This is a genomic window from Serratia sp. CMO1 (assembly GCF_015689115.1).
In the GTDB taxonomy this organism is placed as follows: Bacteria; Pseudomonadota; Gammaproteobacteria; order Enterobacterales; family Enterobacteriaceae; genus Serratia; species Serratia marcescens.
In genome coordinates this window covers 170689-196349 of sequence record NZ_CP065032.1, presented here as the reverse complement: position 1 = coordinate 196349, position 25661 = coordinate 170689, and the positions used below count along the sequence as shown (strand labels likewise).

The following is a 25661-nucleotide window of genomic DNA, read 5'->3' as shown; positions in this document are numbered from 1 at the left end:
TGCACAAGATCTATTACACTGTCGGCATCATTTAGCTGCGCGGAAATTCTGCATGAAACTGACCATCGAGCGCCTGACCGCGCTATCCCCGCAAGACCTTATCGACCTCGGTAAAATTTGGCCGCACCAGCAGCCGGAACAGTGGCAGCGCTGGCTGAGCGACGGTAGGGCGCTGTTCGCCGCCCGCTTCAACGAGCGTCTGCTGGGCGCGGTGAAAATTGCGCTGCAGGGCGACCGCGCCGAACTGCAGGATCTGCTGGTGCGCGAAGTGACGCGCCGCCGCGGCGTCGGTCTTTACCTGGTGCAGGATGCGCAGCGTCAGCTGCCGCAGGTCACCCACTGGCAGCTGTCGACCGCCGGTCTGGCGCCGCGCGAACGCGGGGAAGTCGATAACTTCATGCGCGCCTGCGGCTTTGCACCGCAGGGCGATCTCTGGCAAAAATGAAACGCCGGTTGGCGGCGCTGGTTTTGATTGCGCTGGGGTTGGCGGCCTGGTTCGCCGGGCATCAGCAGGCGCTGCGCCTGGCCTCAGGCTGGGATCAGCAGGTTTATGTCTGGCAGCGGGTGTGGGCGCCGCAGCACGCCGATGCGCTGGCGCACAGCCGCGATCTGTTCAGCGGGGTGCGAGTGCTGGCGCTGCAGGTGCATCCGCGTGAAGGCTGGCGGGAAATCCCGGCCGATCTCAGCCTGCTGAAGCAGGACGGCCGCCCGCTCTGGCTGGTGGCGCGCCTCGACGGCCAGCTGCCGCAGCTGGACCAGGCGGCCATTATCCAGCGCCTGCTGGCGCTCACCCAGCGCTGGCAGGCGGCCGGGCTGCCCGTCACCGGCGTCGAGATCGATCATGACGCCGCCACCGCCCGCCTGCCGGACTACCAACGCTTTCTGCAGCGGTTACGCCAACGGCTGCCCGCCGCTGTGCAGCTCGGCATCACCGCCCTGCCGGCCTGGATCGGCTCGCCCGACCTGCCCGGCGTACTGCAACAGGCCGACAGCTCCGTCCTGCAGGTGCATGCGGTGCTCTCGCCGCAGCAGGGGCTGTTTGACGGCCCCTTGGCGCTACGCTGGGTGCGGCAGTACGCCGCCGTCACACCGAAGCCGTTTCGCGTCGCGCTGCCGGCTTATGGCATGGCGCTGCTGGGGTTTGATGCGCAGGGCGCGCAGGTGGAGAGCGAATCCTCGCTGCGCGTGGCGGGCAACGGCCGTGAGCTGACAGTCGCGCCGCAGCAGATCGCCGATTTTCTGCAAACGCTGGCGCAGCAAACGCCGCCCCGGCTGCGCGGCATTATCTGGTTCCGCTTGCCGCTGGCGGACGATCGGCGCGCCTGGTCGCTCGCCACGCTGCGAGCGGTGATCGAACGGCGGCCGCTGAATGTCGACTGGCAGGTAAAATTTAGGCCTCAGCCACAGCAAAACGGGCTGTATGATCTGATAATTCATAACAACGGGCCGGTGGACGCCCCGCTGCCGCAAGAAGTCATCATCCGCGCCGACGACTGCCTGGCGGCGGACGCGGTCGGCAACTACCGGCTGGAGTCCGCACCGCAACGGCAACGCTTTATTCGAATCAGCGGCGATCAGCTGCGCGCCGGACAATCCCGGCCGCTGGGCTGGCTGCGCTGCCAACAACTGACGCCAGGAGGCACCCTTGTCACACCTTGATACGCGCGCGGCACGGAACACCCGCCGCCTTCTTCCGCTGGCCATGCTGATCGGCGCCGCGCTGGCGCTGCCGCTGAACGGCTATGCCTGCGGCCCGGATTTTCCTAACCGGCTGCTGATCGACCGCAACGGCACCCTGCTGTATATGCCGGAGGGCAATTTCGCCTTCGAAGCCGGCCGGCTGGTGCCGATGGATAAACAGCTGCCGCACTGGCAAGCCCCGCCGCCGCCGATGCCGCCGAAACCGATGCCGCAATCGCCGGAAACGATCGCGATCGGCAAAATGCGCGCCGCCAAAACGGTGGAAGAGGCTGACGCCGTCAATACGCAGGGGTTGTCCAACGCCGCGCGTCTCTATCAACTGGGCGCCGTGGCTTTCGCCAGCCACGATCCGCGCGCCACAGACTATTTCCAGCAGGTGCTGAAGCTACCGGCCGCCGAGCAGGGCGACTGGGGACTGCGGGCGCAGTATTCGCTGGGGCGGGTACTGATGGCGGACCACGGGACGCCGGTGAATGAATCTGGTGAAACCGCCCCCGCCGCCGAGCATCCGCCAAAAGCCGCGCTTGAACAGGCGCTGGCGGCATTCCAGCAGGTGATCGATCGGGTGAAAAACGGCGTCGCCGATCCCGATCAGCTGGCGCTGAGCAGTCTTGGGCAACAGGCGCGCATTCACCTGTGGCTGGGTGACGTCGCCCCCGCCGCCCACCTGTACGCGCAACAGGCGGCGCAGGGCGATCCGAGCGGCGGGCAGTCGCTGCAGTACGTCTCCAGCCTCCTGGTCAATCCCGACCATTTGGACACGCTGAAACAGGTTATCGGCGATCCGTTGATCCAGCAGCTGGTGACCATTGAGCTGTTCGCCCGCAGCGGCAACCTGCAAATGGCGGATACCGACGGCAACGGCCGCTCCGCGCAAATCATCAGCCAGATCCTGACGCTGCTGGACGGCTCAGTGAAAAGCGGCTTCGCCGGCAGCGATCGGCTGGCGGCGCTGGCTTACCGTTCGGGGCAATACCCGATGGCGGCGAGCCTGCTGAAAAACGCCGGCGACAGCGGCCTGGCGTGGTGGCTACGCGCCAAAATGGCGCTGCGCGACGGCGACGTGAAAGCCGCCACCGCCGCCTACGCCAAGGCGGCAAGCGCGTTCCCCGCCGACGAAAGCTGGGGTGAACAGCGCAACGCCGACTTCGTCGCGGAAACCATCGTGCCCGAGTGCCGGGTGGCCGGCGAACAGGCCATCCTGGCGCTGAACCGCGGCGACTATCTGCAGGCGATGGATCTGCTGTATCGCGGCAAAGCGCTCTACTGGGCCGACGTGGCCGACGTGGCGGAGCGGGTGCTGACCGTCGATGAGTTGAAAGGCTTTGTCGATAAGCACGCCCCGGCGCCGACGACGCCGCTCAAGCCGGTAAACCCGGACGACTACGGCGGCCAGCAGATCACGCCGGAAGTGCAGCTGCGCGAACTGCTGGCGCGGCGGCTGATGCGCGTCGGACGCGCGCCGGAAGCGCTGGCCTATTTCGATATTCCCAACTACCGGCAAGCGGCGCAGCAGTATGCCGATGAGCTGAAGGCCGCCAAGGACAAATCCGCCGCGCCGCTGACGCGCGCACAGGCTTACTATCGAGCCGCCAACCTGCTGCGCGCCCAGGGGCTGGAGTTTACCGGGTATGAGATGACGCCGGATTACGCCATCTATGGCGCCGGCTATTCCTATCTGGGGGATTCGTTCGATACTCGCGAGCTGAAGCATAAAAGCTGGATCGACAGCGCAGAAGCGGCGCGCGCCAAGGCGGCGCTACCGGAGGAAGACAACCGTTTCCTGCACTATCGCTGGCAGGCGGTGGGGCTGGCGCAACAGGCGGCCGATCTGCTGCCGCCGAAGAGCCAGGCCTATGCCGCCGTGCTGTGTAACGCCGCCAGCTGGGTTATCAAGCGCGACGCCAAAACCGGCCGCGCGCTTTATCAGCGCTATATCAACACCGGCACCCGTTATCCGTGGGCGGCGAAATTCGGCTACGACTGCCCGGCGCCGGACTTCGCCGCCGTGGCGCCATAACGCCGAATTTCAGGCACTAAAAAGCCCGGCTTGCCGGGCTTTTTTTATCGAATCTCGCATCGACTCAGGCTTCGATCGCCATTTTGAGTTTCTTCATGGCGTTCTTTTCCAGCTGGCGCACGCGTTCGGCGGAAACGCCGTACTGATCGGCCAGCTCCTGCAGCGTCGACTTGTTGTCGTCGTCCAGCCAACGGGCGCGAATGATATGCTGGCTGCGCTCGTCCAGACCTTCCAGCGCATAGGCCAGTTTGTCTGCGGCGTTGCTTTCCCAGTTATCTTCCTCGATGCCTTCGGCGAAGTCCGAGCTCTTGTCCTGCAGGTACAGCACCGGCGCCATCGACTGGCCATCGCGGGCCTCGTCGTCCGGAGTCGGATCGAACGTCATGTCCTGCGCCGCCATGCGCGATTCCATCTCGCGCACGTCTTTGCTGGTTACGCCCAGCTCGCGGGCCACCAGTTCCACTTCGTCCTGGTTGAACCAGCCCAAACGCTGTTTGGTTTTGCGCAGGTTAAAGAACAGCTTGCGCTGCGCTTTGGTGGTCGCCACTTTCACGATGCGCCAGTTGCGCAATACGTACTCGTGGATTTCCGCCTTAATCCAATGCACCGCAAAGGAAACCAGACGCACGCCGACTTCAGGGTTGAAGCGGCGAACGGCTTTCATCAGGCCGATGTTGCCTTCCTGAATCAGATCCGCCTGCGGCAGACCATAGCCTGAATAGTTGCGGGCAATATGAGCGACAAAGCGCAGGTGAGACAGGATGAGCTGCTTAGCGGCATCCAGATCGCCCTGATAATGCAGCCGTTCAGCCAGCTCCCGCTCTTCCTCTGCCGTCAGCATCGGATAGGCGTTGGCTGCCCGGATATAGGCTTCCAAGCTACCTTGGGGTACTAAGGCTAAAGTTTGCATTTCTTTGGTCATTCAAACCCTCTCTATGAGAATACAAAATCATGCAGGTGATTATTACAGCGGGGAAATGATTGATTCTACGGCAGTTGCTGAAGCAAAAGCGGTTCCACACGCCGGACACCTTAACATTTGCTGCAATTTTTGACCGTACTCCGCCCTAGAAGTTCACCCTTTTTTGCAAGCATTGTCGCTGACAATACGTGACGAGGGTGCAGGCCGATAGGGAATTTGTGCGCTAAGAAGAGAGGGATGGTGCTGACTTCGCTTGAGGTCACTCTTCTCCCGCAACGCGATCAAAAGCAGCAGGAGAAGAGTATACCAAAAAAATCTTACTGTGGTGTAAATCGGCGTAAATGTTGCACCGTCGCCAACCAGGCGGCGATCCAGCCGATCATCGCGGAGATGATCAGCAGCAACAGCGCCTCATCCCAGCCCAGCCCGTGCAAGGTGAAGGTGGTGCCGAACACTTTGGCCACGCCGGCGACCACCGACTCCAGCTGCCACACCAGCGCCCCGGACAGCACCAGCGACAGCAGCGCGCCGGCAAAGCCCAGCATCGCCCCGCCGTTGAGGAACGGCCGCAGGATAAAACCGTCGGTGGCGCCGATCAGTTTCATCACGTTGATGGTGTCGCGGCGGCTGAAGATGCTCAGACGCACGCTGTTGCCGATCACCAGGAACACCGCCACAATCATCAGCACGCCGATGATCGCCGCAATCTGGCCCGCCAACCCGGTCAGCGCCGCCAGACGGGCAAACCAGCTGTCATCCATACGCACTTCTTCGACGCCCTGCACCGCCGCCACGCGATCGCGCAGGGTGTTGAGGGTGTCCGAACTCTGGAAACTCAGCTTCGGCGTGACGATCGCCACCGCCGGCAACGGGTTCTCTTCCAGCATGTCCAGCGCGCCGCCAAAGCCCGACCAGTTGCGGAACTCGCCGCGCGCTTCTTCACGCGACAGGTAGTTCACCTTCTCCACGCCGGCTTCCGCCTTGATGGCGTCGAGCACTTTCAGCGCCGCGTCGTCATCGAGCGATTTATCCAGATAGACGGTCAGCTGCGGCGTCGGATACCACTGGCTGGCCGCGGTGCTGACGTTTTTCCACACGATATAGCACACGCTCGGCAGCGTCAGGGAAATGGCGATCACCATCACCGTCAGCAGCGTCGCCAACGGCTGACGCAGCATGTCTTTGATGGCATTCATCCAGGCGTAACGCCACTGTTCGCGCCAGCCGCCGCGCAGCGCCTTGCTCTTGGCGGTTTTTGCGTTATTGGCCATGGTGAGCGCCTCCTTGCATGCGGCCCTGGCTCAGCGTCAGGATGCGGTAATTGCGGCGGGCGATAAGCCCGGTGTCGTGCGTCGCCATCAGAACGGTCACGCCGACGCGATTGAATTCTTCAAACAGGCGCAGAATGCCTTCCGACAGCGCATCGTCCAGGTTACCGGTCGGTTCATCCGCCAGCAGCACCGCCGGCTTGTTCACCACCGCGCGGGCGATGCCCACGCGCTGCTGCTCACCGCCGGACAGCTGAATCGGGAAGTTCTTCGCTTTATCCAGCAAACCGACCTTGTCCAGCGCGGCGGAAACGCGGCGGCGGATATCTTCGGTGCTGGCGCCGGCGATGATCAGCGGCATCGCCACGTTGTCATACACCGTGCGATCCAGCAGCAAGTGGTGATCCTGGAAGATCATGCCGATCTGCCGACGCAGGAACGGCACCTCGCGGTTTTTCAAGCGGCTGATGTCGTGGCCGCCAAACCAGATGTGGCCGGCGCTGGGCCGTTCGATACCACAAATCAGTTTCAGCAGGGTACTTTTCCCCGCGCCGGAATGGCCGGTCAGAAACGCCATCTCCGCCGGGCGCAGATGGAAATCGACCCCCTGCAGCGCTTGCCGTCCGCCCAGATAAGCTTTACTGACCTGTTCAAAGCGAATCATCCGTATTAATCCTCTCGGGCAAAAAGTGCCTCAATAAAATCGTCAGCCTTAAACGGCCGCAAATCTTCGATGCCTTCCCCGACGCCGATATAGCGGATCGGGATACCGAACTGATCGGCGATGGCGAAGATCACCCCGCCCTTGGCGGTACCGTCCAGTTTAGTCAGCGTGATGCCGGTTAAGCCCACGGCCTCATTAAATAATTTCGCCTGACTGACGGCATTCTGGCCGGTGCTGGCATCGAGCGTCAGCATAACCTCATGGGGGGCCTGGTCGTCCAGTTTTTTCATGACGCGGACGATCTTCTTCAGCTCTTCCATCAGGTGCGATTTGTTCTGCAGACGGCCGGCGGTATCGGCGATCAACACATCGATGCCGCGCGCCTTGGCGGCCTGCACCGCATCGAAGATCACCGAAGCGGAATCCGCGCCGGTATGCTGCGCCACCACCGGAATGCGGTTGCGTTCGCCCCACACCTGCAGCTGTTCCACCGCCGCGGCGCGGAAGGTGTCCCCCGCCGCCAGCATCACCGACTTGCCCTCCGCCTGGAACTGACGCGCCAGCTTGCCGATGGTGGTGGTTTTACCCACACCGTTCACGCCGACCATCAGGATGACATACGGAGTTTTCCCGCTGACATCCAGCGGCCGATCGACCTTGGCCAGAATTTCGGACATTTCCTCCTTCAGCTTGCCGTACAGCGCTTCGGCGTCTTTCAGCTGCTTGCGGCTGGCGTGCTGGGTCAGGGAGGTGATGATCTTGCGCGTGGTGTCCACGCCGACGTCGGCGATCAGCAGCTGTTCTTCCAGCTCGTCGAACAGGTCGTCGTCGATCTTTTTACCGCGGAACAGCCCCATAAAGCCGGAACCGAGGTTTTGCTTGGTCTTCAGCAGGCTGCGCTTCAGGCGCGCGAAGAAGCCCTCTTTGGTCGGGCGCTCCTGCTCTTGCGCAACGGCCGGCACGACAGGCTCCAGCGGCTCTTCTTCCGGCTCGGGCTCGATGACCGGCTCAGGTTCGACGACTGGCTCGGGCTCGACGACCGGCTCGGGTTCAACCACTGGCTCGGGCTCGACCACCGGCTCAGGTTCAACCACCGGCTCAGGCTCGACGACCGGCTCAGGTTCAACCACCGGCTCAGGCTCGACGACCGGCTCGGGTTCAACCACCGGCTCAGGCTCGACGACCGGCTCAGGTTCAACCACCGGCTCGGGTTCAACCACCGGCTCTGGCTCGACGACCGGCTCAGGTTCAACCACCGGCTCGGGTTCAACCACCGGCTCTGGCTCGACGACCGGCTCAGGTTCAACCACCGGCTCTGGCTCGACCACCGGCTCTGGCTCGACCACCGGTTGCTGCTGCGCCGCCACTTGCTCGGTGACGCTGACGATCTCTTCAGCTAACGCTTGCGGCGCCGCCGGATGTTCAGCCGCCGCCGGTAGGTTTTCCGCGATTTGTTCACCGGCCTGACCGTTATCCCACTCTCCCGGGGTGTCGACGGAGGCGGCAGGTTCAGATTCCTGGGCGGGGAGCTTGTCATCCAGCTTGGCGGCGGCCGGTTCAGCCGGCGTCTCCGCGGCCTGAGGTTCCGCCTGCTCTACCGACGGCTCAGGTTGCTGTTGCTCTTCTTCCTTTTCCTTCTGGCCAAAGCCCAGCCAGGAGAAAAACCCACGTTTCTTATCTTTTGCCATGTTATGACTCTACTCCGTACCGAAGGCTCGCTTACCCTCCATACCTGAAGGATATATGCTGACAATAATCCGCCGAGTCTATCACTTTCCCTCGCGCAGCAACACGCATCCGGCATGCTTTCCGGCGTGAAATCAGACAACAACGTTTTACCGTTCCCCCCGACGCCCGTCACCGGTAGAATAGGGACAACTTTTCGTTAACCTCGGCGGCCCCGCGCCGCGAAAGAAACCAAACAACGCTTATGACAAGACTCTCGCCACGGGCGGCGGCCAAAAAACCGCCCCAGGCCGCAGCCGGACAGATCCGCATCATCGGCGGCCAATGGCGCGGCCGCAAACTCCCGGTGCCGAACAGCCCGGGGCTGCGCCCCACCACCGATCGGGTGCGCGAAACCCTGTTCAACTGGCTGGCGCCGGTGATTCAGGGCGCGCGCTGTCTGGACTGCTTCGCCGGCAGCGGCGCATTGGGGCTGGAAGCGCTGTCGCGCTATGCCGGCAGCGCCACGCTGCTGGAATTCGAACGGCCGGTGGCGCAGCAGCTGGAAAGAAATCTGGCGCTGCTGCAGGGCAAAGGGGTGGTTATCAACACCAACGCGTTGAGCTGGCTGGCGGGTGACGGTCAACCGTTCGACGTGGTCTTCCTCGATCCGCCGTTTCGCAAAGGCCTGCTGGCGGAGACCGCCCTGTTGCTGGAACAGCGCGGCTGGCTGGCCGACGAGGCCTGGATCTATGTAGAAGCCGAGGCGGAAAGCGCCGCGGCGGACGTGCCTGCCAGCTGGCAGCTGCACCGGGAGAAGGTCGCCGGCCAGGTGGCCTATCGCCTTTATATTCGTTCGCAAGAGAAAACCGATCATGCTGATTAATCTGGGCCGCCTGCTGATGCTGTGCGTGTGGGGCTTCCTGCTCTCTAACCTGTTCCATCCATTTCCCAAGCCGCTGAAGTATTTCATCGACGTGGCGCTGTTCTTTATGGTGGTGATGCACGGTCTGCAGCTGGTGCTGTTGAAATCCACCCAGCCGAAGGATCAGCCGATCAGCTACTGGCAAGAGGCCAAGATCTTTATCTTTGGCGTGTTCGAGCTGCTGGCCTGGCAAAAGAAACAGCCGCCCATCAAGAAGAAGTGACCGCTACGGCTGAGCGGTGAACGAGACGAAGCGCGTGCCCTGCATGTTCAACGTGCCCTGCGCGCCTTTTTCAATCGGGTTGTACTGCCATTGCTTCAGCCGCAGCTGGATGTCTTCACCGCCCTGGTTCGGGCTGAACACCACCTCGTAATACATCGGCTCATTGACCAGCGGTTCGCGCTGCGGCGCACGGGTCTTGGCGACCGGCACCGCGCGTTTGTCGCTCACCGTCACCTGCAGACTGCGCATCGGCGCGCGATCGTTTTCCGCCTCCTGCTGGCGCTGTTTGAAGTAGCGTTGCGTGGCCAACACGGCGATCAACGCCATCACGGCGACAAAAAACAACGGTGGCTTACTCATCGGTTTCCCATTTCCTTCGCGGCTAAATCAGCGTAAACATAGCATTCTCAAGAAAGCATTGTCGATCGCCGGCAGGCTACCTACACTGAAATGAAGAAGTGACATGGGTGACAGTTTGGAGCCGGTGGTTGCGGCTCCCTCATACATAAGGAAGACATAAATGAGTTGGCCGTTCCTTGCCGTATTCTTTTCCGGTTGGCTGTTCGTCGACGCCTCTTACCGTGGGCCGCGCTGGCAGCGCTGGGTGTTCAAACCCGTCACGCTGCTGTTGCTGTTGCTGTTGGCCTGGCAGGCGCCGGTGCTCGGCGCGGCGGGTTATCTGATCGTACTCGGCCTGCTGGCGACGCTGATCGGCGACGCATTGCTCCTGTTGCCGCGCGAACGGGTGCTGTACGCCATCGGCGCCTTTTTCCTGTCCCACCTGCTGTACACCCTGAGTTTCGCCAGCCAGATGACGTTCAGCCTGTTCTGGCCGCTGCCGCTGGCGCTGCTGGCGATCGGCGCACTGCTGCTGGCCACCGTCTGGACCCGGCTGGAAGAGATGCGCTGGCCGATCGTTACCTACGTGGCGATGACGCTGCTGATGGTCTGGCTGGCGGGCGAACAATATTTCCTGCGCAGCACCGATTTCGGCTTCTCGCTGCTGATCGGCACCTCGCTGCTGCTGCTGGCCAACGTGGTTTGGCTGCTCAACCGCTACCGCTTCACCTTCCGCGCGGCGGACGCCATCGTGGCTTTCTGTTACTTCTCCGGCCACTTCCTGATCGTGCGTTCGCTCTACCTGTAGAGACCTGCCGCGGGTTCGGCGCGCCGAACCCGTTTCTTCATCAAGCCAGCGCTTTCAACGTCAAAGCCTCATCCGCACCCAGCTGATTGCGGTACAGATCGCCGTCGCGCGAGAAGAACGCCAGCGTGCTGCCATCCGCCCGCAGCAGGGCGATGCCGTCCGGCGCCGGGCGCCAGCCCACCACTTCCGCCGCAAACACGCTCTGCAAACAATGTTGCCGATCCACCAGCTGATAGCCGTTGGTCTCGCTTTGTTCATCCGCCAGAAACTCGATTTGGCATTGCCGTTCGCTGTCGGCCACCTGCCATTGTCCCGCCAGCGACTGCGCGGTCGGCAATGCCAAACTGCCGGCCATCACCGCGCTCGTCACCATCATGCCGCCCGCCGCCAAGGCGGTGCGCGCTAAAGTACCTTTCATACCGGGCTCCCGCATCACGCCCGGCCGAGACTGCGCCGGGCGTTCCGTTGCTGTGTTACACGATAAAGTCCGTGGCGACGTCTACTTGGCCGACGATTTTCACCAAGAAGTCCGGCGCCTGATGCCCACCGATGTTCACCGACAAATCGGTCACGTTGCTGGACGCGTTGTAGCTCAGCAGCGCCTCACCGGCCGTGCCGCTGAAGTGATCGACGAAGTGAATGAAATCGCTGCTCTGCGCTTCTTTATTGAAGAACGACAGGTCGATCTTGTCGATCCCCTTCTGGAAGTCGCGGATCCAGTCTGAAGCGCCCGGTGCGGAATCGCTGGCGGCAGAGAACACGAAGATGTCTTTGCCGGCACCGCCCCACAATTCATCCGCCCCGCCGCCGCCGAACAGCACGTCGTTACCCGCGCCGCCTTTCAGCACGTTGTTGGCCGCGTTGCCGACGATCACGTCGTTGCCGGAACCGCCAATGGCGTTCTCAATGGTCACACCGGCGGCGATCGAGACGTTGCCCTTCAGGCCGCCCACGTCGGAGAACGATTTCTCGTTCAGGTTGATGCGCTGGTTAGCGGTGTAACCGGAGAAGTCGAAGGTATCGTTGCCGCCCGCATCCCAGGCCGCAAAGATCACTTTCTGCGAGTTGCTGGTGGTGCTGAGGAAGTCACGACCGGTATTGGAGTTAAAGCCGTACACGGTGTCGCCGGTGCGGGTCGACAGGTTGGCGCCATACAGATGCTGAATGGCGGCAATGTCATCCAGCAGCGGAGCCGCGGCATAGTGACCGCCGTTGTCGCCACCGGTATTGGTTTCACTCCAGTAGCTCATCAGGCTGAACTGGCGGGTATCTTCCGCATAGGTGACATCTCTATAGGTCGGGTTGCCCTCACCGGCGTTGTAGTCGCCCGGGTGGCTCAGGCCCAGCGCATGGCCAATCTCATGGGTGAACGTCTGGCGGCCGTAGTCTTCGGTCGCCGGATGCTTCACGTTGGATTGGTTGACGTTGTACCAGGTCTGGCCGCCCAAATCCTGGCCCTGCCAAATGGTGTTCGGCAGGAAGGCGTAGGCCTGGGTGCCGTAATCATAGTGGCCGGGACGATCCTGGCTGTAATTGCCGAAGGTGATATTGGCCTTTTGACCGGCCGCCACTTCGGTGAAGGTGATATTGGCGACGTCGGCCCAGGACTGCAGCGACAGCTTAGCCTGCTGCTGCTGTTCCGCGCTGAACTTGCTCAGCCCGGTGTCGCCGGCGACGTTGGTGGAAGAGAACTTATAGTCCGGGAACGAGAAGGTTAATTTGACCGGCTGGCCAAATACCTTGTAACCGTTCCAGGTTTGGTTCTCACGGGTAATAAACAGCCCAGCTTGCTCGTTAGAAAATGAATCCTTGCCATTAATCTGAATCCCGTTACCCCGCTCATGATAATGCAGCAGGTCGTCTACAGCATCGTAACCGGTTGTCGCGGCTGCGAGGCTGGATTCAGTAATTTCAATTGCCTTTTTAGTAGATTGCATTGGTTCGATTCCACTCATTACCTGATTGATATCAATCAGACAGATAGACATAACCTCCCCGTAAGCCACGGTTAATGAACCTCAAGCTTGCTGGAAGGGGCTTATGCGCCGTTACCGGCAGTGTGTTAGGTAGAATTAATGCATATATATCAGCAAATAAGATCACCATTAAAAATGGTAATCGATTCCAATTATAGGCAGGACCGTAAAACTGCACATAAAATAATCAACCATTTATTATCGCAACGAAAGTTTGTTATGCTGCTTTTTAGGCTTATTTACAAAGCAAATGAAACTTGATGAGGATAAGTTGGCACCAAACTTCAATAGCAATGCGGCCTGCAGACTCAAGCGAATCATGCTGGCTTTACTCGGGGTAAAAGGTAAATTTTGCTAAAGCGTTATAGATTAATAACTCTTTATTATTAGATCGGGCGATTTTTTAGTTTCTATAAGAATATTATTTTCTTATTTAAACTAACGGCAGCGAGCCTTTTCGCCCAAATAGGGGATAAGAAAAGCCGATATATTTAAATTCGCATTATTCATTATTGAATGATCCCCCCTTTCTACGCTTGAACGCCGTTAGCAATAATTCTCATCCGGCGCTTGACTCTGGAGTGGACTCCAGGGTGTAGAGTCAGTTGAGCAAACCCGTTTAACAGCCCGAAGGGGGACGTTATGCACAATCAGCAAAACCATAATCATCAGGAACATCACCACGCCGAAGGCGGATGCGGCTGCAACCACAGCCACAGCAAAACTCAACATGGCTGCAGCAGCGAACCGAAAAACGCCGCCGCACAGGCAGAACACGCCCACCATCATCACGATCATGGCGATAGCGGCTGCTGCACCGCCGCGCCCGACGATCCGGACGAGGAAAGCGACAGGCTGGCCGCCGCTCCCCCTTCCGGCAGCCAACGTTTCAGCTGGAAAGTCACCGGCATGGACTGCCCCAGCTGCGCCAAAAAAATCGAAAATGCCGTCACGGCACTTCCCGGCGTCGACAGCGCGCGCGTGTTGTTCGCCACCGAGAAACTGGTGGTCGACGCGCAGTCCGATATCAGCCTGCGGATCCAGGACGCGGTCGCCCAGGCCGGTTTTACCCTGCTCGGCGCTCAGACCGCCAAAGCCGCCGCGCCGAAAACCTCACGCTTCGGCGAATTCGCGCCGCTGCTGCTGTTAACCACCCTGATGGTGGTCAGTTGGGCGCTGGATCGGGTTAACCCGGAGCTGGGCCGCATCGCCTTTATCGCCACCACGCTGGTCGGGTTGGCGCCGGTCGCCGCCAAGGCGCTGCGTTTGATTCGTTCCGGTACGCCGTTCGCCATCGAAACGCTGATGAGCGTGGCGGCCATCGGCGCGCTGTTCATCGGCGCCACCGCCGAAGCGGCGATGGTGCTGCTGCTGTTTATGGTCGGCGAACTGCTGGAATCCTACGCCGCCAACCGCGCACGGCGCGGGGTGACGGCGCTGATGGAGCTGGTACCTGAAGATGCGCTGCTGCTGCAAGGCACGGAACGCAAACGCGTGCCGGTCGCCAGCCTGCGCCCCGGCGACGTGATTGAAATCGCGCCCGGCGGGCGCCTGCCGGCCGACGCCGAGCTGCTCAATCCGTTCGCCAGCTTCGATGAAAGCGCCCTGACCGGCGAATCGGTGCCGGTCGAGCGCCAACAGGGTGAGAAAGTGGCTGCCGGCAGCCTGTCCGTCGATCAGGCGGCGCAGATGAAGGTGATCTCCGAGCCTGGCAAAAACGCCATCGACCGCATTTTGCAGCTGATTGAAGAGGCCGAAGAGCGCCGCGCGCCGATCGAACGCTTCCTCGATCGCTTCAGCCGCTACTACACCCCGGCCATTATGCTGCTGGCGGTCGCGGTGATCCTGGTACCGCCGCTGCTGTTCTCACAGCCGTGGGAGACCTGGATCTATCGCGGCCTGACGCTGCTGCTGATCGGCTGTCCATGCGCGCTGGTGATCTCAACGCCGGCGGCCATCACATCCGGGCTGGCGGCCGCCACGCGGCGCGGCGCGCTGATTAAAGGCGGCGCGGCGCTGGAGCAACTGGGCCAGATTCAAACCATCGCCTTCGATAAGACCGGCACCCTGACCGAAGGCAAGCCGACGGTCACCGACGTGCTGCCTATCGGCGCGCTGACCGAACAACGGCTGTTGCAGCTTGCCGCCGCGGTGGAAGCCGGTTCACATCACCCGCTGGCGCAGGCGATCATCAACCGCGCCGCCGCAAGCGGGGCTGAGTTGCCGCTGGCGCAGGCGCGCCGCGCGCTGGCCGGCGTCGGCGTGGAAGGGATCGTGGACGGCAAGACCGTGCTGATCAGTGCGCCGGGCAAGCTGGCGCCGGGCCTGCTCGCCACCCAATGGCAGAACCAGGTAGACAAGCTGGAAAACGCCGGTAAAACGGCGGTGGTGGTGCTGGAAGACGGCGCGCCCATCGGTTTGCTGGCGCTGCGCGATACGCTGCGCGGCGACGCCAGGCAGGCGATAGCCGAACTGAACGCGCTGGGCATTCGCGGCGTGATGCTGACCGGCGATAACCCGCGCGCCGCCGCGGCGATCGCCGGCGAGCTGGGCCTCGACTATCGCGCCGGTCTGCTGCCGGAAGATAAGGTCAGCGCGGTCACCGAACTGAGCGAACTGCGCCCGACGGCGATGATCGGCGACGGCATCAACGACGCCCCGGCGATGAAAGCCTCCAGCATCGGCATCGCCATGGGCAGCGGCACCGACGTGGCATTGGAAACCGCCGACGCCGCCCTGACCCACAATCGGCTGGTGGGCGTCGCGGAGATGATCCGCATCTCGCGCGCCACCCACGCCAATATCCGGCAAAACATCACCATCGCGCTGGGGTTGAAAGGGGTCTTCCTGATCACCAGCCTGCTGGGACTGACCGGGCTGTGGCTAGCGGTGCTGGCCGACTCCGGCGCCACCGCACTGGTCACCGCCAACGCGCTGCGGCTATTGAGAAAGCGCAGCTAAGTTTGGAAACAAACACGGGCGCGGCATACCGCGCCCGTTGTCATTTGGGGGAGGGAACTTTTAACTCGGCCGCGCCGCCGTTAGACGCCTTTACGCAGCAGATAACGGTATGGCGCCTGCTCGGTCTCCTGCGCCACCAGCGTGTGCTCCATAAAGCGGCAGAACCCCGGGATATCGCGGGTGGTGGCCGGATCGTCGGCGATAATCAGCAGCGTTTCGCCGTTGTCCATATGGCGCACGGTTTTGCGCACCATCATCACCGGTTCCGGGCAACGCAGCCCCAGCGCGTCGAGCGTCTGGTCTGCCTGGGCAAATAAGTCAGTCATGCAATTTTTCTCGTTCAAAAACGATCGGCGAACGCTCGCCGCATCTCATTAGCGCCTAGTTTACGCCGGTAGTTTTTCTGCGCAAGATGCGTTAACGTTTGCGTTAAATTTAACCATTGCATTGGTTGCGCAAACGCGTATCATGCCGCCGCGCAGCGTTTTTTGCTGTTTTGACAAGACACACTGGGTTCCCTCACCCCACTGCTAAAAAGGCTACAACATGTATTCGTTTACCGCACAGCAGCGCTTCACCGCGTTGGTCTGGCTTTCGCTGTTTCATATCGCCATCATTACCTCCAGCAACTACCTGGTGCAGCTGCCGATCACCGTTTTCGGCTTCCATACCACCTGGGGCGCCTTTACCTTCCCGTTTATCTTCCTGGCGACCGATCTGACCGTACGCATTTTCGGCGCGCCGCTGGCGCGACGCATTATCCTGGCGGTGATGGTGCCGGCGCTGTTCATCTCTTATGTGATCTCCACCGTCACCTATCAGGGAGAATGGCAGGGCTTCGCGGCGCTGAGCAGTTTTAACCTGTTCGTGGCGCGCATCGCCGTCGCCAGCTTTATGGCCTATGTGCTCGGCCAGATCCTCGACGTACACGTCTTCAACCGCCTGCGTCAACGCAGCGCCTGGTGGGTGGCGCCGGCGGCGGCGATGTTCCTCGGCAACATCAGCGATACGCTGGCGTTCTTCTTCATCGCCTTTTATAAGAGCAGCGATCCCTTCATGGCCAACAACTGGGTGGAGATCGCGCTGGTGGATTACAGCTTCAAGGTGATGATCTGCCTGCTGTTCTTCCTGCCGATGTACGGCGTGTTGCTGAACATGCTGCTCAAACGCATCGCGGCGCGCAGCGGCGGCCTGCAGCCGGGCTGAGTCGTGTTATTCTGGGCGGCCTTATCCTTTGGAGGCCGCTCATGACCCCAATCGTCCGCACCGCCACGCTCGAAGACATCCACCTCCTTTACCAACGCATCCCCGAATTCGGCGGCCTGCATAGCCTGGCCGATCTGCAGCAACGTATCGGCGCCGCCCCCGCCAGCCTGTTGATCGCCGAGATAGCCGGACAGCCGGCCGGTTTCAAACTCGGTTATCAACGGCAGGAAACGGTGTTTTACAGCTGGCTGGGCGGCGTGCTGCCGGCATTTCGTCGCCACGGCGTGGCGCAGGCCTTGTTGGCTGAACAGGAACGTTGGGCGCGGGCGCAGGGCTATCGCCAACTGACGGTCAAAACCCGTAACCGGTTCCGCGCCATGCTGACGATGCTGATCGCCCACCACTATCAGATTGTTCAGCTGGAAAAGAAAGGCGAAGTGGCTGATTATCGGCTATTACTGGAAAAAAACTTGTGACAACATCTGCCTTGCATTTCAACCTGGAATAGGTTGCGATACGACAGTGAATCCCTACCGGAAAGGAAGAAGGAAGCCCGATGCGTAAAGTAGCGAAATTGATGGGTATCAGCCTGCTGGCGCTTGGCCTCGCGGCCTGCGACGGCGAAACCAAAGACACCAAGGCAGCGCCAGACGGCGCGGCGGCCAGCGCGCCGGCCGGGCAGCAGGTGAGCCTGCTGGACGGTAAACTGGCGTTCACCCTGCCGGTCGGCATGGCGGATCAGAGCGGCAAGCTGGGCAACCAGGCCAACAACATGCATGTTTACGCAGACAGCACCGGTCAGCGCGCGGTGATCGTCATCTTGGGCGACAAGACCGCCGACAGCCTGGAGACTCTGGCCAAACGCCTGGAGAATACCCAGCGCGCGCGTGACGCCAACCTGCAGGTGATCACCAACAAGGCGCTCGACGTCAACGGCGTGCCGCTGCGTCAGCTGGACAGCATCATCACCAGCGGCGGTGAAAAGGCTTATTCTTCCGTCCTGATCGGTTCGCTGAACAACAACATGCTGACCATCCAGGTAACGCTGCCGGCAGATAATCAGCAGCAGGCGCAGACTGAAGCCGAAGGCATCATCTCTACCCTGAAGCTGAAACAGTAATCCCGCAGGGGCCGGCCTGCCGGCCCTTTCGTTTTATGCCAACGCCTGCGCCAGCAGGGTGATCGGATGTTCGCAGCGCTTGCTGGTGGACATTTCTATCTGCCATTTGCAGGTCTCGCAGTCGGTCACCACCAGATCCACCCCGCTCTCTTCTATCTGCCGGAACAGCGGCGCGCCGATGCCTTGCGACGTGGCGTAGTTCTCCGATTTGAACCCGTAGGTGCCGGCGATGCCGCAGCACTGCGAATCCAGCACCACCAGCTCCAGCCCCGGTATCTGCCGCAGCAGCTCCAGGGTGTAGGCGGTCCAGCCCATCTTCTCCATATGGCAAGGCGTGTGATACGCCACCCGCAGCGACGTGCGTTTCAGCGGCAGGCTGCGCCCCTGATTGATCAGGCGATAGAGATAGCGCGTCGCCAGCTCCACCCGATCGCGCACCGGGGTGGTGTCTACGTCCAGCAAGTGGGGGTATTCGTCGCGCAGGGTGAAGGTGCAGCTCGATGAGGTCGCCACTACCGGAATGCCGCGCTCCAGCACCGTTTCATGCAGCGACTCGGCGTTAACCCTGGCCTGCTTCTTGGCCTGCTCGATAAACCCGTTGGCGATCAGCGGCACGCCGCAGCATTTCTCGCGTTTCAGCAGTTGCACGCCGATATCCAGCGCGTTGAACACCCGGACCAAATCCTTGCCCAGCTGCGGGTGGTTATAGTTGACGAAGCAGCCATGGAAAAACGCCACCTGCTCGGCGTAACGCTGCTGAGCCTGCGCCTGTTGCCGGTACCAGCGGCGGAAGGTGCCGAAGGAATATTTCGGCAGTTCGCGCCGGTGATCGATCTTCAGCGCCTTGTCCAGCAGCTTGCGCACCGGTTTCAACCCGGTGGCGGCGTTGACGATCGGCGCAAACGGCGTCGACAGCGATCCCATGATATCGGTATGGCTGAGGATGGCATCGCGCAGCGTCGGCTTGCTCTGGGCGAAGTCGGCGCGGGCGCGCTGAATGATGTCGCCGATTTTGACGTCGGACGGGCAGGCCACTTCACAACGCTTGCAGTTGGTGCAGTATTTCAGCGCTTCGTCGTACAGCGCCGGGTCTTTCAGCCGCAGCCGTTCGCCGTCCGGCCCCGCCTGTTTCGGCCCCGGATAGAGCGGGTTCACTTTGGCGACCGGGCAGTAAGTGGTGCAGACGGTGCATTTGATGCAGCTTTCAAAGCTGTGGTCCCGATGCAGGCTCATACGTTCTCCTCCGCGGCGATCTGCTGCGCGACGTGCAGCGCGCCGATCAATGACACGCCGGCGCCGCAGCCCTGCTGCAGCGGATCGTAGCCGCCGGCGACCGCGCCGATGGCATACAGATTGTCGAACGGCATTCCCTGCTTCATCGCCCGCAGCCTGCCGTCGGTGCGCACGCCAAACTGCAGATAAGGCTGTGGCGCGAACAGCTCGCGCCGGCTCCAGTCGGCGCGATCGGCGCGGCTGTGCACGTCCAGCCCGAAGATCGGCTCGCGTACCCGGTCGAAATCGGCCACCAGCCCATTGCTGAAGAAGCTGCCGCTGGCCAGCACCACCTGCTGCGCCCGCAGCGGAATATCGCCGTGGTTGCGGGTGTACAAACCGGTGATGCGACCGGCCTCGCTCTCGGCGCGCAGCACGCTGTCGCCGGGCATGAAAACGCCGCCCAGCTGCTGAAAACGCCGCCGCAGCGCCTGATGCAAGCGCATGCCGGGCACCGAAGGCGGCAGCGTCGGCAGCAGCCGGATCGGCTTGCCGACCGCATCCTGCAGCACCGCCAGCGACGCGTCATCCTCCAGGCCCAGACAGGCCGGCAGGAAGAGCGCCTCGGCCTCGCCCGCCAGCCGCCGCAGCTCCTCGGCCATCGGCGGCAGGCTTTCCATCAAATCCAGAACCCGGGCGATGTTCACCGCGCGGAACTCGCTGGGGTTATTGCGCAATCTGTCCAGCGCCGGCATGTGCAGATAGGCCACGTCCGTCTGCACGCCGAGCTCGCGGCTCAGGGCGTCGGCGGCCATCTGCGGTTGGAAGTCGAGGAACCCTTCGATGCCGATCACCGCAATGCGCCGCCACGGCAGTTGGCCGGTCAGCGGCAGCGTCGGGATCGCCTGCGGGCTGAGCCAGGTGGCGCGGCGCGTGCCGAGCGGCGTAATGCGCAGATGGTTGTTCACCCCCTCGCCCTGCAGATTCAGCCCGCAGCGTTCCAGCAGCCGCTGCGCGGCGGCGGACAGCGCCGCCACCCGGCCGGGCCCGATCAGGGCGTACGGATGCTGCGGCGCCTGTTGCGCCAGCTGCGGCAACGCCGCCAGCGGCATCTCGACCGGCGTGCCGTCCGGCAATCTCGCCAGCAGATCGAGCGAGCCGGAGGAGAAGTAGAGCGCGCTCTGGCCAGAACTGACCACCGCGCAGCGCTTGCCCTGTTCGGCCACGGCAATGGCGCAGCTCAGGCCCGCCAGACCACCGCCAATCACCACGACGTCAAATCGCATCATCCGCCTCCTGCTCCTGGTCGGCCTGGGCTTCAAGCCCGCATAATCCCTGGTAAACCCAACTGGTGAATTCGCTCTCGCGCAGCGCATCGCCCCAGGCGATCGGCCGTACGCCTTTCCAGCGTTCGTTGAGGAACTGCGACAGTTGCGCGATGGATTGCTGCGGCGTGCTGACGTTAAAACGCGTCAACAGCCCGGCGGCGCGGCAGGCGCAGAGTTCGCCCTGGCAGGTGCCCATGCCGACGCGGGTGCGGCGGCGCAGATCCACCAGGTTATTGACGGTCAGCGAGTTGACGGCATAGCGCACTTCCCCGGCGGTCACCGCCTCGCATTCGCACACCAGGCTGGTGTCGAGCCGATCGGCCGCCGGCACCTGGCTGGCGCGATCGCCGTGCCGGTAGATCGCCGAGCCGCGAATGCTGGCGGGCAGTGAGACCACGCTGCGCACCGTTTCCTCCGCCGACTGGCGGGATCCGGGCAACGCGTCCTGCGCGGTGGTGCACGGACGGTTTACGCCAAGCTTTTCGCACACCTTGTCGGTGGCCCACTCCGCCATCAGGCGGTAGGTCATCAGCTTGCCGCCGGTGATGGTGATAAACCCTTCCAGCCCGTCGCGGGCGGCGTGATCGAGCAGCACGATGCCGCGGCTGACGTTGCGCCCGCTGGGATCGTCGTCGCTGGCGACCAGCGGCCGCACCCCGGCATAGGCGCGCAGAATACGGGTCTGCGCCAGGGTGGGCGCCAACAGCGCCCCCTCGCGGATCAGAATGTCCACCTCCTGCGGCGTCACCAGCATGTTATCGATTTGGTCGTAGTCGATATGGGTCGAGGTGGTGCCGATCAGCGAGATGGTGTCGCCCGGCACCAGGATGTCGGCGTCCGCCGGTTTGCGGCAACGGTTGATCACCATATTGTTGATGCGGTGACCGAGGATCAGCAGCGCCCCCTTGGCTGGGAACATGCGGATGCGCAAATCGGCGTATTCGGCGATCTGCTGGCCCCAGATGCCGGCGGCGTTGACCACCACCGGTGCGTGCAGCTCATAGCGCCGCTGATTCTGATGGTCGTAAACGCGCACGCCCGTCACCCGGTCGCCGCTGCGCAGCAGCCCCACCACCTGGTGGTAAGTCAGGATCTGCGCGCCGTGTTCGCGCGCGTCCAGCATGTTGGCGGCGGTCAGCCGGAAAGGATCGACGGTGCCGTCCGGCACCCGCACCGCGCCGATCAGCGCCGGGTTAGCCGCCGGCTCCAGCCGCAGCGCCAGCTGCGGGTCGATCGCCTCGGCGTCGATGTCGGCCTGGCGGCAGGCGGCGATAAATTGCTGCTGATAGTCCAGCGAGTCCTGCGGCAGGGTGATGAACAGCCCATCGGTGCGCTCGATACAGTGATGCGCGATGCGTTTCAGGATGCGGTTCTCTTCGATGCACTCGCGCGCCGACTCGCCGTCGGTCACCGCATAGCGCGCGCCGCTGTGCAGCAAGCCGTGGTTGCGGCCGGTGGCGCCGGTGGCGATGTCGTGACGCTCCAGCAAAATGCAGCGCAAGCCGCGCCGCGCACAATCGCGGGCAATGCCTGCGCCGGTGGCGCCGCCGCCGATGATGATCACATCCGTTTCGCCGCCGTCAAAATAGCTGCTCATGTCGCTCCCTCAGGATCGGTAGTTATGAGCCTATTGAGCCACGGTTATTAGGGTCTTTGTTTGATAAGGAACAAGAACGAACATAAAACGAAATAAAAATGTCCACAAAAAACCATCAATGTGATCATAATCACGATTTTTGGACGTTTTTCTATTTCATAACGTTAACGAATCGCTCAAAATCCGCCGTGGTTTCATGAAAGTGTAACAATTGCGCCATTCGTCACAGCGACACCAGGCGTATTTGATGACAATGGCGCTCGTTATGGAACACAAAAACACCACATTCGATATCCGCTCAATCATCAAATGAACGTAAAAGGTCATATTGATGTGATAACAGATAAAGCCATCGGAGGCGCTCATGTTGAGTATTTTTAAGCCGGCCGCACACATCGCCCGTGTGCCGAGCGATAAGGTAGACCCGCTCTACCGTAAGCTGCGCTGGCAAATTTTCCTGGGGATCTTCTTCGGTTACGCCGCTTACTATCTGGTGCGTAAGAACTTCACCCTGGCCATGCCTTACCTGATCGAACAAGGCTTCAGCCGCGGCGACCTCGGCTTCGCGCTGTCGGGCATCTCCATCGCCTACGGCTTCTCCAAATTCATCATGGGTTCGGTCTCCGACCGTTCCAACCCGCGAGTGTTCCTGCCTGCCGGCCTGATCCTGGCGGCGGCGGTGATGTTGTTCATGGGCTTCGTGCCGTGGGCCACCTCCAGCATCGCCATCATGTTCGTCCTGCTGTTCCTGTGCGGCTGGTTCCAGGGCATGGGTTGGCCGCCGTGCGGCCGCACCATGGTGCACTGGTGCTCGCAGAAAGAACGCGGCGGCATCGTTTCCATCTGGAACTGCGCCCACAACGTGGGTGGCGGCCTGCCGCCGCTGCTGTTCCTGCTGGGCATGGCCTGGTTCAACGACTGGCACGCGGCGCTGTACATGCCGGCCTTCGGCGCCATCCTGGTGGCTCTGATCGCCTTCGCCCTGATGCGCGACACCCCGCAATCCTGCGGCCTGCCGCCGATTGAAGAGTACAAAAACGACTACCCGGACGACTACAGCGAAAAAGACGAAGAAGAGCTGACCGCCAAGCAGATCTTCATGCAGTACATCCTGCCGAACAAGCTGCTGTGGTACATCGCGGTCGCCAACGTGTTCGTCTACCTGCTGCGTTACGGCATTCTGGACTGGTCGCCGACTTACCTGAAAGAAGTGAAGCACTTCGCGCTGGACAAGTCTTCCTGGGCTTACTTCCTGTACGAATACGCCGGTATCCCGGGCACCCTGCTGTGCGGCTGGATGTCGGACAAAGTGTTCAAAGGCAACCGCGGCGCCACCGGCGTGTTCTTCATGACGCTGGTGACCATCGCCACCGTGGTGTTCTGGATGAACCCGGCCGGTAACCCGACCGTAGACATGATCTGTATGCTGGTCATCGGCTTCCTGATCTACGGCCCGGTGATGCTGATCGGCCTGCACGCACTGGAGCTGGCGCCGAAGAAAGCCGCCGGCACCGCCGCGGGCTTCACCGGCCTGTTCGGCTACCTGGGCGGCTCGGTCGCGGCCAGTGCCATCGTCGGCTACACCGTAGACTTCTTCGGTTGGGACGGCGGCTTCATGGTGATGATCGGCGGCGGCGTGCTGGCGGTTATCCTGCTGCTGCTGACCATGCTGAACGAAAAGAAACACCACGCGGAAATCGCAGCCGGCAAACGCGGCTAAGCGTCACACGACTTTTGCATGATTTAAAGGCCGCCCTGCGGCCTTTTTACTACCCTGCCCCCAACAACATGGAGAAAACGGAATGCGGACTCAAGTCAAAGCCCTGCTGACAGGGATCATTCTCGCCACCTCAATGGTCAGCGCCGCGCAGGCGGCGGACAAAGTGGTGATCGCCCACCGCGGCGCCAGCGGCTACCTGCCGGAACACACTCTGCCGGCGAAGGCGATGGCCTACGCGCAAGGCGCCGATTACCTCGAACAAGATCTGGTGATGACCAAAGACAACGAGCTGGTGGTGCTGCACGACCATTACCTCGATCGCGTCACCGACGTCGCCGAACGCTTCCCGGACCGCGCGCGCAAAGACGGCCGTTATTACGCCATCGACTTTACGCTAGCGGAGATCAAATCGCTGAAGTTCACCGAAGGCTTTGAAATCGAAAACGGCAAGAAAGTGCAGGGCTACCCTAGCCGCTTCCCGATGGGCAAATCCGACTTCCGCGTGCACACCTTCCAGGAAGAGATCGAGTTCGTGCAGGGTCTGAACCATTCGACCGGCAAGAACATCGGCATCTACCCTGAAATCAAGGCGCCGTGGTTCCACAAACAGGAAGGCAAAGACATCTCCAGCAAAGTGCTGGCGGTGCTCAAGCAGTACGGCTACACCGGCAAGAACGACAACGTCTACCTGCAGTGCTTCGACGCCAACGAGCTCAAACGCATCAAGAACGAGCTGGAACCGAAGCTGGGCATGGATCTGAAGCTGGTGCAGCTGATCGCCTATAACGACTGGCAGGAAACCTACGAGCAGAAAGCCGACGGCAAGTGGGTGGAATACGACTACGACTGGATGTTCAAACCGGGCGCGATGAAGAAAATCGCTCAGTATGCCGACGGCATCGGGCCGGACTACCACATGCTGGTGGTGGCGGATCAATCCAAGCCGGGCCACATCGTGCTGACCGACATGGTGAAAGAAGCGCACGCCAGCAAGCTGGCGGTGCATCCGTTCACCATCCGCGCCGATGCGCTGCCGAAGTATGTGACCGACGTAAACCAGCTGTATGACGTGATTTACAACCAGGCCGGCGTCGACGGCGTGTTCACCGACTTCCCGGACAAGGGCGTGCAGTTCCTGCAGAAGCAGGGCCAGCACAAGTAATGCCAAGGGCGCCGCAAGGCGCCCTTATTATTTAAAGGTTATTTCAGAGGAACATCTTGCGCAGGTAGTGCGGCACCGCGTTATCGACGTTGGAGCCGATCACTTCCAGCTCCGGCAGCATGTCCTTCAGGCGCTGATGCGCGTCGCGCATGATGCAGCCCTTGCCGGCCATCGACAACATCTCCAGATCGTTCATGCCGTCGCCGAAGGCGATGCACTCTTGCAGCGTATAGCCGATGATCTTGGCCACTTCTTCCAGCGCATGCCCTTTCGACACGCCGCCCGCCATTACTTCCAGGCAGGTCGGGAACGAGAAGCTGACGTTGACCCGATCGCCCCAGCGCGCGTTGATGGCGTCTTCCACCTGCAGCAACCGCTCGTGATCTTCACAGGTGAAGTAAACCTTGCAGACGCCGTCGGTTTCCAGCAGGCCCGGCTCAAACAGCTGATATTTGAACACCGACTCCTGGAAGAATTCTTCCTGCTCCGGGCTTTCGCGGTTGGTAAACCAATCGTCGTTACGGTAGACGTTGGTGGTGATATCCGGATCGTCGTGCAGCATGCCGTACAGATCGCGGGCGATATCTCCGTCCAGGTTGTGGCTGAAAATCAGTTCGCCGGCGGTGTTGTGCACCCGTGCGCCGTTGGAAGTGATCATAAAGGCGCTGATCTCCAGGCTGTCGCGGATCTGCGCCACGTCGATATGGTGGCGGCCGGTAGCGAACACGAAATGCACGCCGCGCTGAGTCAGCAACTTCAGCGTTTCTTTAGCGTACGGCGACAGGGTATGGTCGGGAGACAGCAGCGTGCCATCTAAATCGGAAGCGACGACGTGATACATAGC

General features: G+C 61.6%; 24 protein-coding genes. 12 read left to right on the top strand and 12 right to left on the bottom strand.

Going from position 1 to position 25661, the window contains the following annotated elements:
- Positions 1-52 precede the first annotated feature (52 nt).
- Genes panM through IT763_RS00860 form a run of 3 tightly spaced genes read left to right on the top strand, consistent with a single transcriptional unit; the run spans position 53 to position 3721 of the window.
- The gene (panM, locus tag IT763_RS00870; RefSeq protein WP_206195078.1) at positions 53-445 is read left to right on the top strand and encodes an aspartate 1-decarboxylase autocleavage activator PanM; all 393 of its coding nucleotides are present in this window, start codon (positions 53-55) and stop codon (positions 443-445) included.
- Complete coding sequence (locus tag IT763_RS00865) at positions 442-1659, top strand: DUF3142 domain-containing protein (RefSeq protein WP_143778384.1); 1218 nt, start codon at positions 442-444, stop codon at positions 1657-1659. Before panM ends, IT763_RS00865 begins: the two co-directional genes overlap by 4 nt.
- Before the next feature lie 43 nt (positions 1660-1702).
- Positions 1703-3721 (top strand): hypothetical protein, encoded by a 2019-nt coding sequence (locus tag IT763_RS00860; RefSeq protein ID WP_206195439.1) that lies wholly within the window; start codon positions 1703-1705, stop codon positions 3719-3721.
- A gap of 64 nt (positions 3722-3785) precedes the next feature.
- Here IT763_RS00860 and rpoH read toward each other — a convergent pair whose 3' ends face one another.
- The 4 genes from rpoH to ftsY all read right to left on the bottom strand — a co-directional run bounded on the left by rpoH (position 3786) and on the right by ftsY (position 8263).
- A complete protein-coding gene (gene rpoH, locus IT763_RS00855) occupies positions 3786-4643 on the bottom strand; it encodes an RNA polymerase sigma factor RpoH (protein WP_004934345.1) in 858 nt (285 codons plus the stop codon).
- Between the two features lie 317 nt (positions 4644-4960).
- Positions 4961-5914 (bottom strand): permease-like cell division protein FtsX, encoded by a 954-nt coding sequence (ftsX, locus tag IT763_RS00850; protein ID WP_004934340.1) that lies wholly within the window; start codon positions 5912-5914, stop codon positions 4961-4963.
- Positions 5904-6575 carry a cell division ATP-binding protein FtsE gene (gene ftsE, locus IT763_RS00845; protein ID WP_004934337.1) on the bottom strand — a complete coding sequence of 224 codons (672 nt, stop codon included), beginning with the start codon at positions 6573-6575 and terminating at the stop codon, positions 5904-5906. The genes ftsX and ftsE overlap by 11 nt, the downstream gene beginning before the upstream one ends.
- Positions 6576-6580: 5 nt before the next feature.
- Positions 6581-8263: a signal recognition particle-docking protein FtsY gene (gene ftsY, locus IT763_RS00840; RefSeq protein WP_123867935.1), complete on the bottom strand. Its 1683-nt coding sequence runs from the start codon at positions 8261-8263 to the stop codon at positions 6581-6583.
- A gap of 242 nt (positions 8264-8505) precedes the next feature.
- On the opposite strand from ftsY, the gene rsmD reads away from it, so the two are divergent.
- Complete coding sequence (gene rsmD, locus IT763_RS00835; protein ID WP_016929471.1) at positions 8506-9126, top strand: 16S rRNA (guanine(966)-N(2))-methyltransferase; 621 nt, start codon at positions 8506-8508, stop codon at positions 9124-9126.
- Complete coding sequence (locus IT763_RS00830) at positions 9116-9388, top strand: DUF1145 family protein (protein WP_004934327.1); 273 nt, start codon at positions 9116-9118, stop codon at positions 9386-9388. The genes rsmD and IT763_RS00830 overlap by 11 nt, the downstream gene beginning before the upstream one ends.
- Before the next feature lie 3 nt (positions 9389-9391).
- On the opposite strand, the gene IT763_RS00825 is transcribed toward IT763_RS00830, so the two are convergent.
- Complete coding sequence (locus IT763_RS00825; RefSeq protein ID WP_028127633.1) at positions 9392-9748, bottom strand: DUF2500 domain-containing protein; 357 nt, start codon at positions 9746-9748, stop codon at positions 9392-9394.
- A gap of 160 nt (positions 9749-9908) precedes the next feature.
- Here IT763_RS00825 and IT763_RS00820 point away from each other — a divergent pair, with 160 nt between their 5' ends.
- Positions 9909-10535 carry a lysoplasmalogenase gene (locus IT763_RS00820; protein WP_016929474.1) on the top strand — a complete coding sequence of 209 codons (627 nt, stop codon included), beginning with the start codon at positions 9909-9911 and terminating at the stop codon, positions 10533-10535.
- A gap of 40 nt (positions 10536-10575) precedes the next feature.
- Here IT763_RS00820 and IT763_RS00815 read toward each other — a convergent pair whose 3' ends face one another.
- The gene (locus IT763_RS00815; protein WP_016929475.1) at positions 10576-10953 is read right to left on the bottom strand and encodes an AprI/Inh family metalloprotease inhibitor; all 378 of its coding nucleotides are present in this window, start codon (positions 10951-10953) and stop codon (positions 10576-10578) included.
- A gap of 55 nt (positions 10954-11008) precedes the next feature.
- Positions 11009-12472, bottom strand: a complete 1464-nt coding sequence (locus tag IT763_RS00810; RefSeq protein ID WP_016929476.1) for a serralysin family metalloprotease — start codon at positions 12470-12472, stop codon at positions 11009-11011.
- A gap of 681 nt (positions 12473-13153) precedes the next feature.
- On the opposite strand from IT763_RS00810, the gene IT763_RS00805 reads away from it, so the two are divergent.
- The gene (locus tag IT763_RS00805; RefSeq protein WP_016929477.1) at positions 13154-15472 is read left to right on the top strand and encodes a zinc/cadmium/mercury/lead-transporting ATPase; all 2319 of its coding nucleotides are present in this window, start codon (positions 13154-13156) and stop codon (positions 15470-15472) included.
- Between the two features lie 80 nt (positions 15473-15552).
- Here IT763_RS00805 and tusA read toward each other — a convergent pair whose 3' ends face one another.
- Positions 15553-15798: a sulfurtransferase TusA gene (tusA, locus tag IT763_RS00800; protein WP_025304890.1), complete on the bottom strand. Its 246-nt coding sequence runs from the start codon at positions 15796-15798 to the stop codon at positions 15553-15555.
- Positions 15799-16018: 220 nt separating this feature from the next.
- Here tusA and IT763_RS00795 point away from each other — a divergent pair, with 220 nt between their 5' ends.
- From IT763_RS00795 to IT763_RS00785, 3 genes are all read left to right on the top strand, one after another.
- A complete protein-coding gene (locus tag IT763_RS00795) occupies positions 16019-16678 on the top strand; it encodes a 7-cyano-7-deazaguanine/7-aminomethyl-7-deazaguanine transporter (protein ID WP_016929479.1) in 660 nt (219 codons plus the stop codon).
- A 41-nt stretch (positions 16679-16719) separates the two neighbouring features.
- The gene (locus IT763_RS00790; protein WP_049299804.1) at positions 16720-17154 is read left to right on the top strand and encodes a GNAT family N-acetyltransferase; all 435 of its coding nucleotides are present in this window, start codon (positions 16720-16722) and stop codon (positions 17152-17154) included.
- 80 nt (positions 17155-17234) lie between these two features.
- On the top strand, positions 17235-17798 hold the full coding sequence (locus IT763_RS00785) for a DcrB family lipoprotein (protein WP_016929481.1): 564 nt from the start codon (positions 17235-17237) through the stop codon (positions 17796-17798).
- 33 nt (positions 17799-17831) lie between these two features.
- Here IT763_RS00785 and glpC read toward each other — a convergent pair whose 3' ends face one another.
- The 3 genes from glpC to glpA are packed head-to-tail and all read right to left on the bottom strand — an operon-like array spanning position 17832 to position 21935.
- A complete protein-coding gene (gene glpC / locus IT763_RS00780) occupies positions 17832-19031 on the bottom strand; it encodes an anaerobic glycerol-3-phosphate dehydrogenase subunit GlpC (protein ID WP_143778382.1) in 1200 nt (399 codons plus the stop codon).
- On the bottom strand, positions 19028-20296 hold the full coding sequence (glpB, locus tag IT763_RS00775) for a glycerol-3-phosphate dehydrogenase subunit GlpB (RefSeq protein WP_206195438.1): 1269 nt from the start codon (positions 20294-20296) through the stop codon (positions 19028-19030). Before glpB ends, glpC begins: the two co-directional genes overlap by 4 nt.
- Complete coding sequence (gene glpA / locus IT763_RS00770; RefSeq protein WP_164053841.1) at positions 20286-21935, bottom strand: anaerobic glycerol-3-phosphate dehydrogenase subunit A; 1650 nt, start codon at positions 21933-21935, stop codon at positions 20286-20288. Before glpA ends, glpB begins: the two co-directional genes overlap by 11 nt.
- A gap of 364 nt (positions 21936-22299) precedes the next feature.
- Between glpA and glpT the strand changes: the two genes are divergently transcribed.
- Both glpT and glpQ read left to right on the top strand, forming a co-directional pair.
- Complete coding sequence (gene glpT, locus IT763_RS00765; RefSeq protein WP_206195077.1) at positions 22300-23655, top strand: glycerol-3-phosphate transporter; 1356 nt, start codon at positions 22300-22302, stop codon at positions 23653-23655.
- A gap of 82 nt (positions 23656-23737) precedes the next feature.
- Positions 23738-24817, top strand: a complete 1080-nt coding sequence (gene glpQ, locus IT763_RS00760) for a glycerophosphodiester phosphodiesterase (RefSeq protein WP_206195076.1) — start codon at positions 23738-23740, stop codon at positions 24815-24817.
- 43 nt (positions 24818-24860) lie between these two features.
- Here the strand turns inward: glpQ and yigL are convergent, their stop codons facing one another.
- Complete coding sequence (gene yigL, locus IT763_RS00755; RefSeq protein WP_004934290.1) at positions 24861-25658, bottom strand: sugar/pyridoxal phosphate phosphatase YigL; 798 nt, start codon at positions 25656-25658, stop codon at positions 24861-24863.
- Between the last annotated feature and the right edge of the window lie 3 nt (positions 25659-25661).

Bases quoted from the DNA above. Each gene is read 5' to 3' on its own strand.
- panM (WP_206195078.1), top strand. From the start codon at position 53: ATGAAACTGACCATCGAGCGCCTGACCGCGCTATCCCCGCAAGACCTT.
- IT763_RS00865 (WP_143778384.1), top strand. From the start codon at position 442: ATGAAACGCCGGTTGGCGGCGCTGGTTTTGATTGCGCTGGGGTTGGCG.
- IT763_RS00860 (WP_206195439.1), top strand. From the start codon at position 1,703: ATGCTGATCGGCGCCGCGCTGGCGCTGCCGCTGAACGGCTATGCCTGC.
- rpoH (WP_004934345.1), bottom strand. From the start codon at position 4,643: ATGACCAAAGAAATGCAAACTTTAGCCTTAGTACCCCAAGGTAGCTTG.
- ftsX (WP_004934340.1), bottom strand. From the start codon at position 5,914: ATGGCCAATAACGCAAAAACCGCCAAGAGCAAGGCGCTGCGCGGCGGC.
- ftsE (WP_004934337.1), bottom strand. From the start codon at position 6,575: ATGATTCGCTTTGAACAGGTCAGTAAAGCTTATCTGGGCGGACGGCAA.
- ftsY (WP_123867935.1), bottom strand. From the start codon at position 8,263: ATGGCAAAAGATAAGAAACGTGGGTTTTTCTCCTGGCTGGGCTTTGGC.
- rsmD (WP_016929471.1), top strand. From the start codon at position 8,506: ATGACAAGACTCTCGCCACGGGCGGCGGCCAAAAAACCGCCCCAGGCC.
- IT763_RS00830 (WP_004934327.1), top strand. From the start codon at position 9,116: ATGCTGATTAATCTGGGCCGCCTGCTGATGCTGTGCGTGTGGGGCTTC.
- IT763_RS00825 (WP_028127633.1), bottom strand. From the start codon at position 9,748: ATGAGTAAGCCACCGTTGTTTTTTGTCGCCGTGATGGCGTTGATCGCC.
- IT763_RS00820 (WP_016929474.1), top strand. From the start codon at position 9,909: ATGAGTTGGCCGTTCCTTGCCGTATTCTTTTCCGGTTGGCTGTTCGTC.
- IT763_RS00815 (WP_016929475.1), bottom strand. From the start codon at position 10,953: ATGAAAGGTACTTTAGCGCGCACCGCCTTGGCGGCGGGCGGCATGATG.
- IT763_RS00810 (WP_016929476.1), bottom strand. From the start codon at position 12,472: ATGCAATCTACTAAAAAGGCAATTGAAATTACTGAATCCAGCCTCGCA.
- IT763_RS00805 (WP_016929477.1), top strand. From the start codon at position 13,154: ATGCACAATCAGCAAAACCATAATCATCAGGAACATCACCACGCCGAA.
- tusA (WP_025304890.1), bottom strand. From the start codon at position 15,798: ATGACTGACTTATTTGCCCAGGCAGACCAGACGCTCGACGCGCTGGGG.
- IT763_RS00795 (WP_016929479.1), top strand. From the start codon at position 16,019: ATGTATTCGTTTACCGCACAGCAGCGCTTCACCGCGTTGGTCTGGCTT.
- IT763_RS00790 (WP_049299804.1), top strand. From the start codon at position 16,720: ATGACCCCAATCGTCCGCACCGCCACGCTCGAAGACATCCACCTCCTT.
- IT763_RS00785 (WP_016929481.1), top strand. From the start codon at position 17,235: ATGCGTAAAGTAGCGAAATTGATGGGTATCAGCCTGCTGGCGCTTGGC.
- glpC (WP_143778382.1), bottom strand. From the start codon at position 19,031: ATGAGCCTGCATCGGGACCACAGCTTTGAAAGCTGCATCAAATGCACC.
- glpB (WP_206195438.1), bottom strand. From the start codon at position 20,296: ATGCGATTTGACGTCGTGGTGATTGGCGGTGGTCTGGCGGGCCTGAGC.
- glpA (WP_164053841.1), bottom strand. From the start codon at position 21,935: ATGAGCAGCTATTTTGACGGCGGCGAAACGGATGTGATCATCATCGGC.
- glpT (WP_206195077.1), top strand. From the start codon at position 22,300: ATGTTGAGTATTTTTAAGCCGGCCGCACACATCGCCCGTGTGCCGAGC.
- glpQ (WP_206195076.1), top strand. From the start codon at position 23,738: ATGCGGACTCAAGTCAAAGCCCTGCTGACAGGGATCATTCTCGCCACC.
- yigL (WP_004934290.1), bottom strand. From the start codon at position 25,658: ATGTATCACGTCGTCGCTTCCGATTTAGATGGCACGCTGCTGTCTCCC.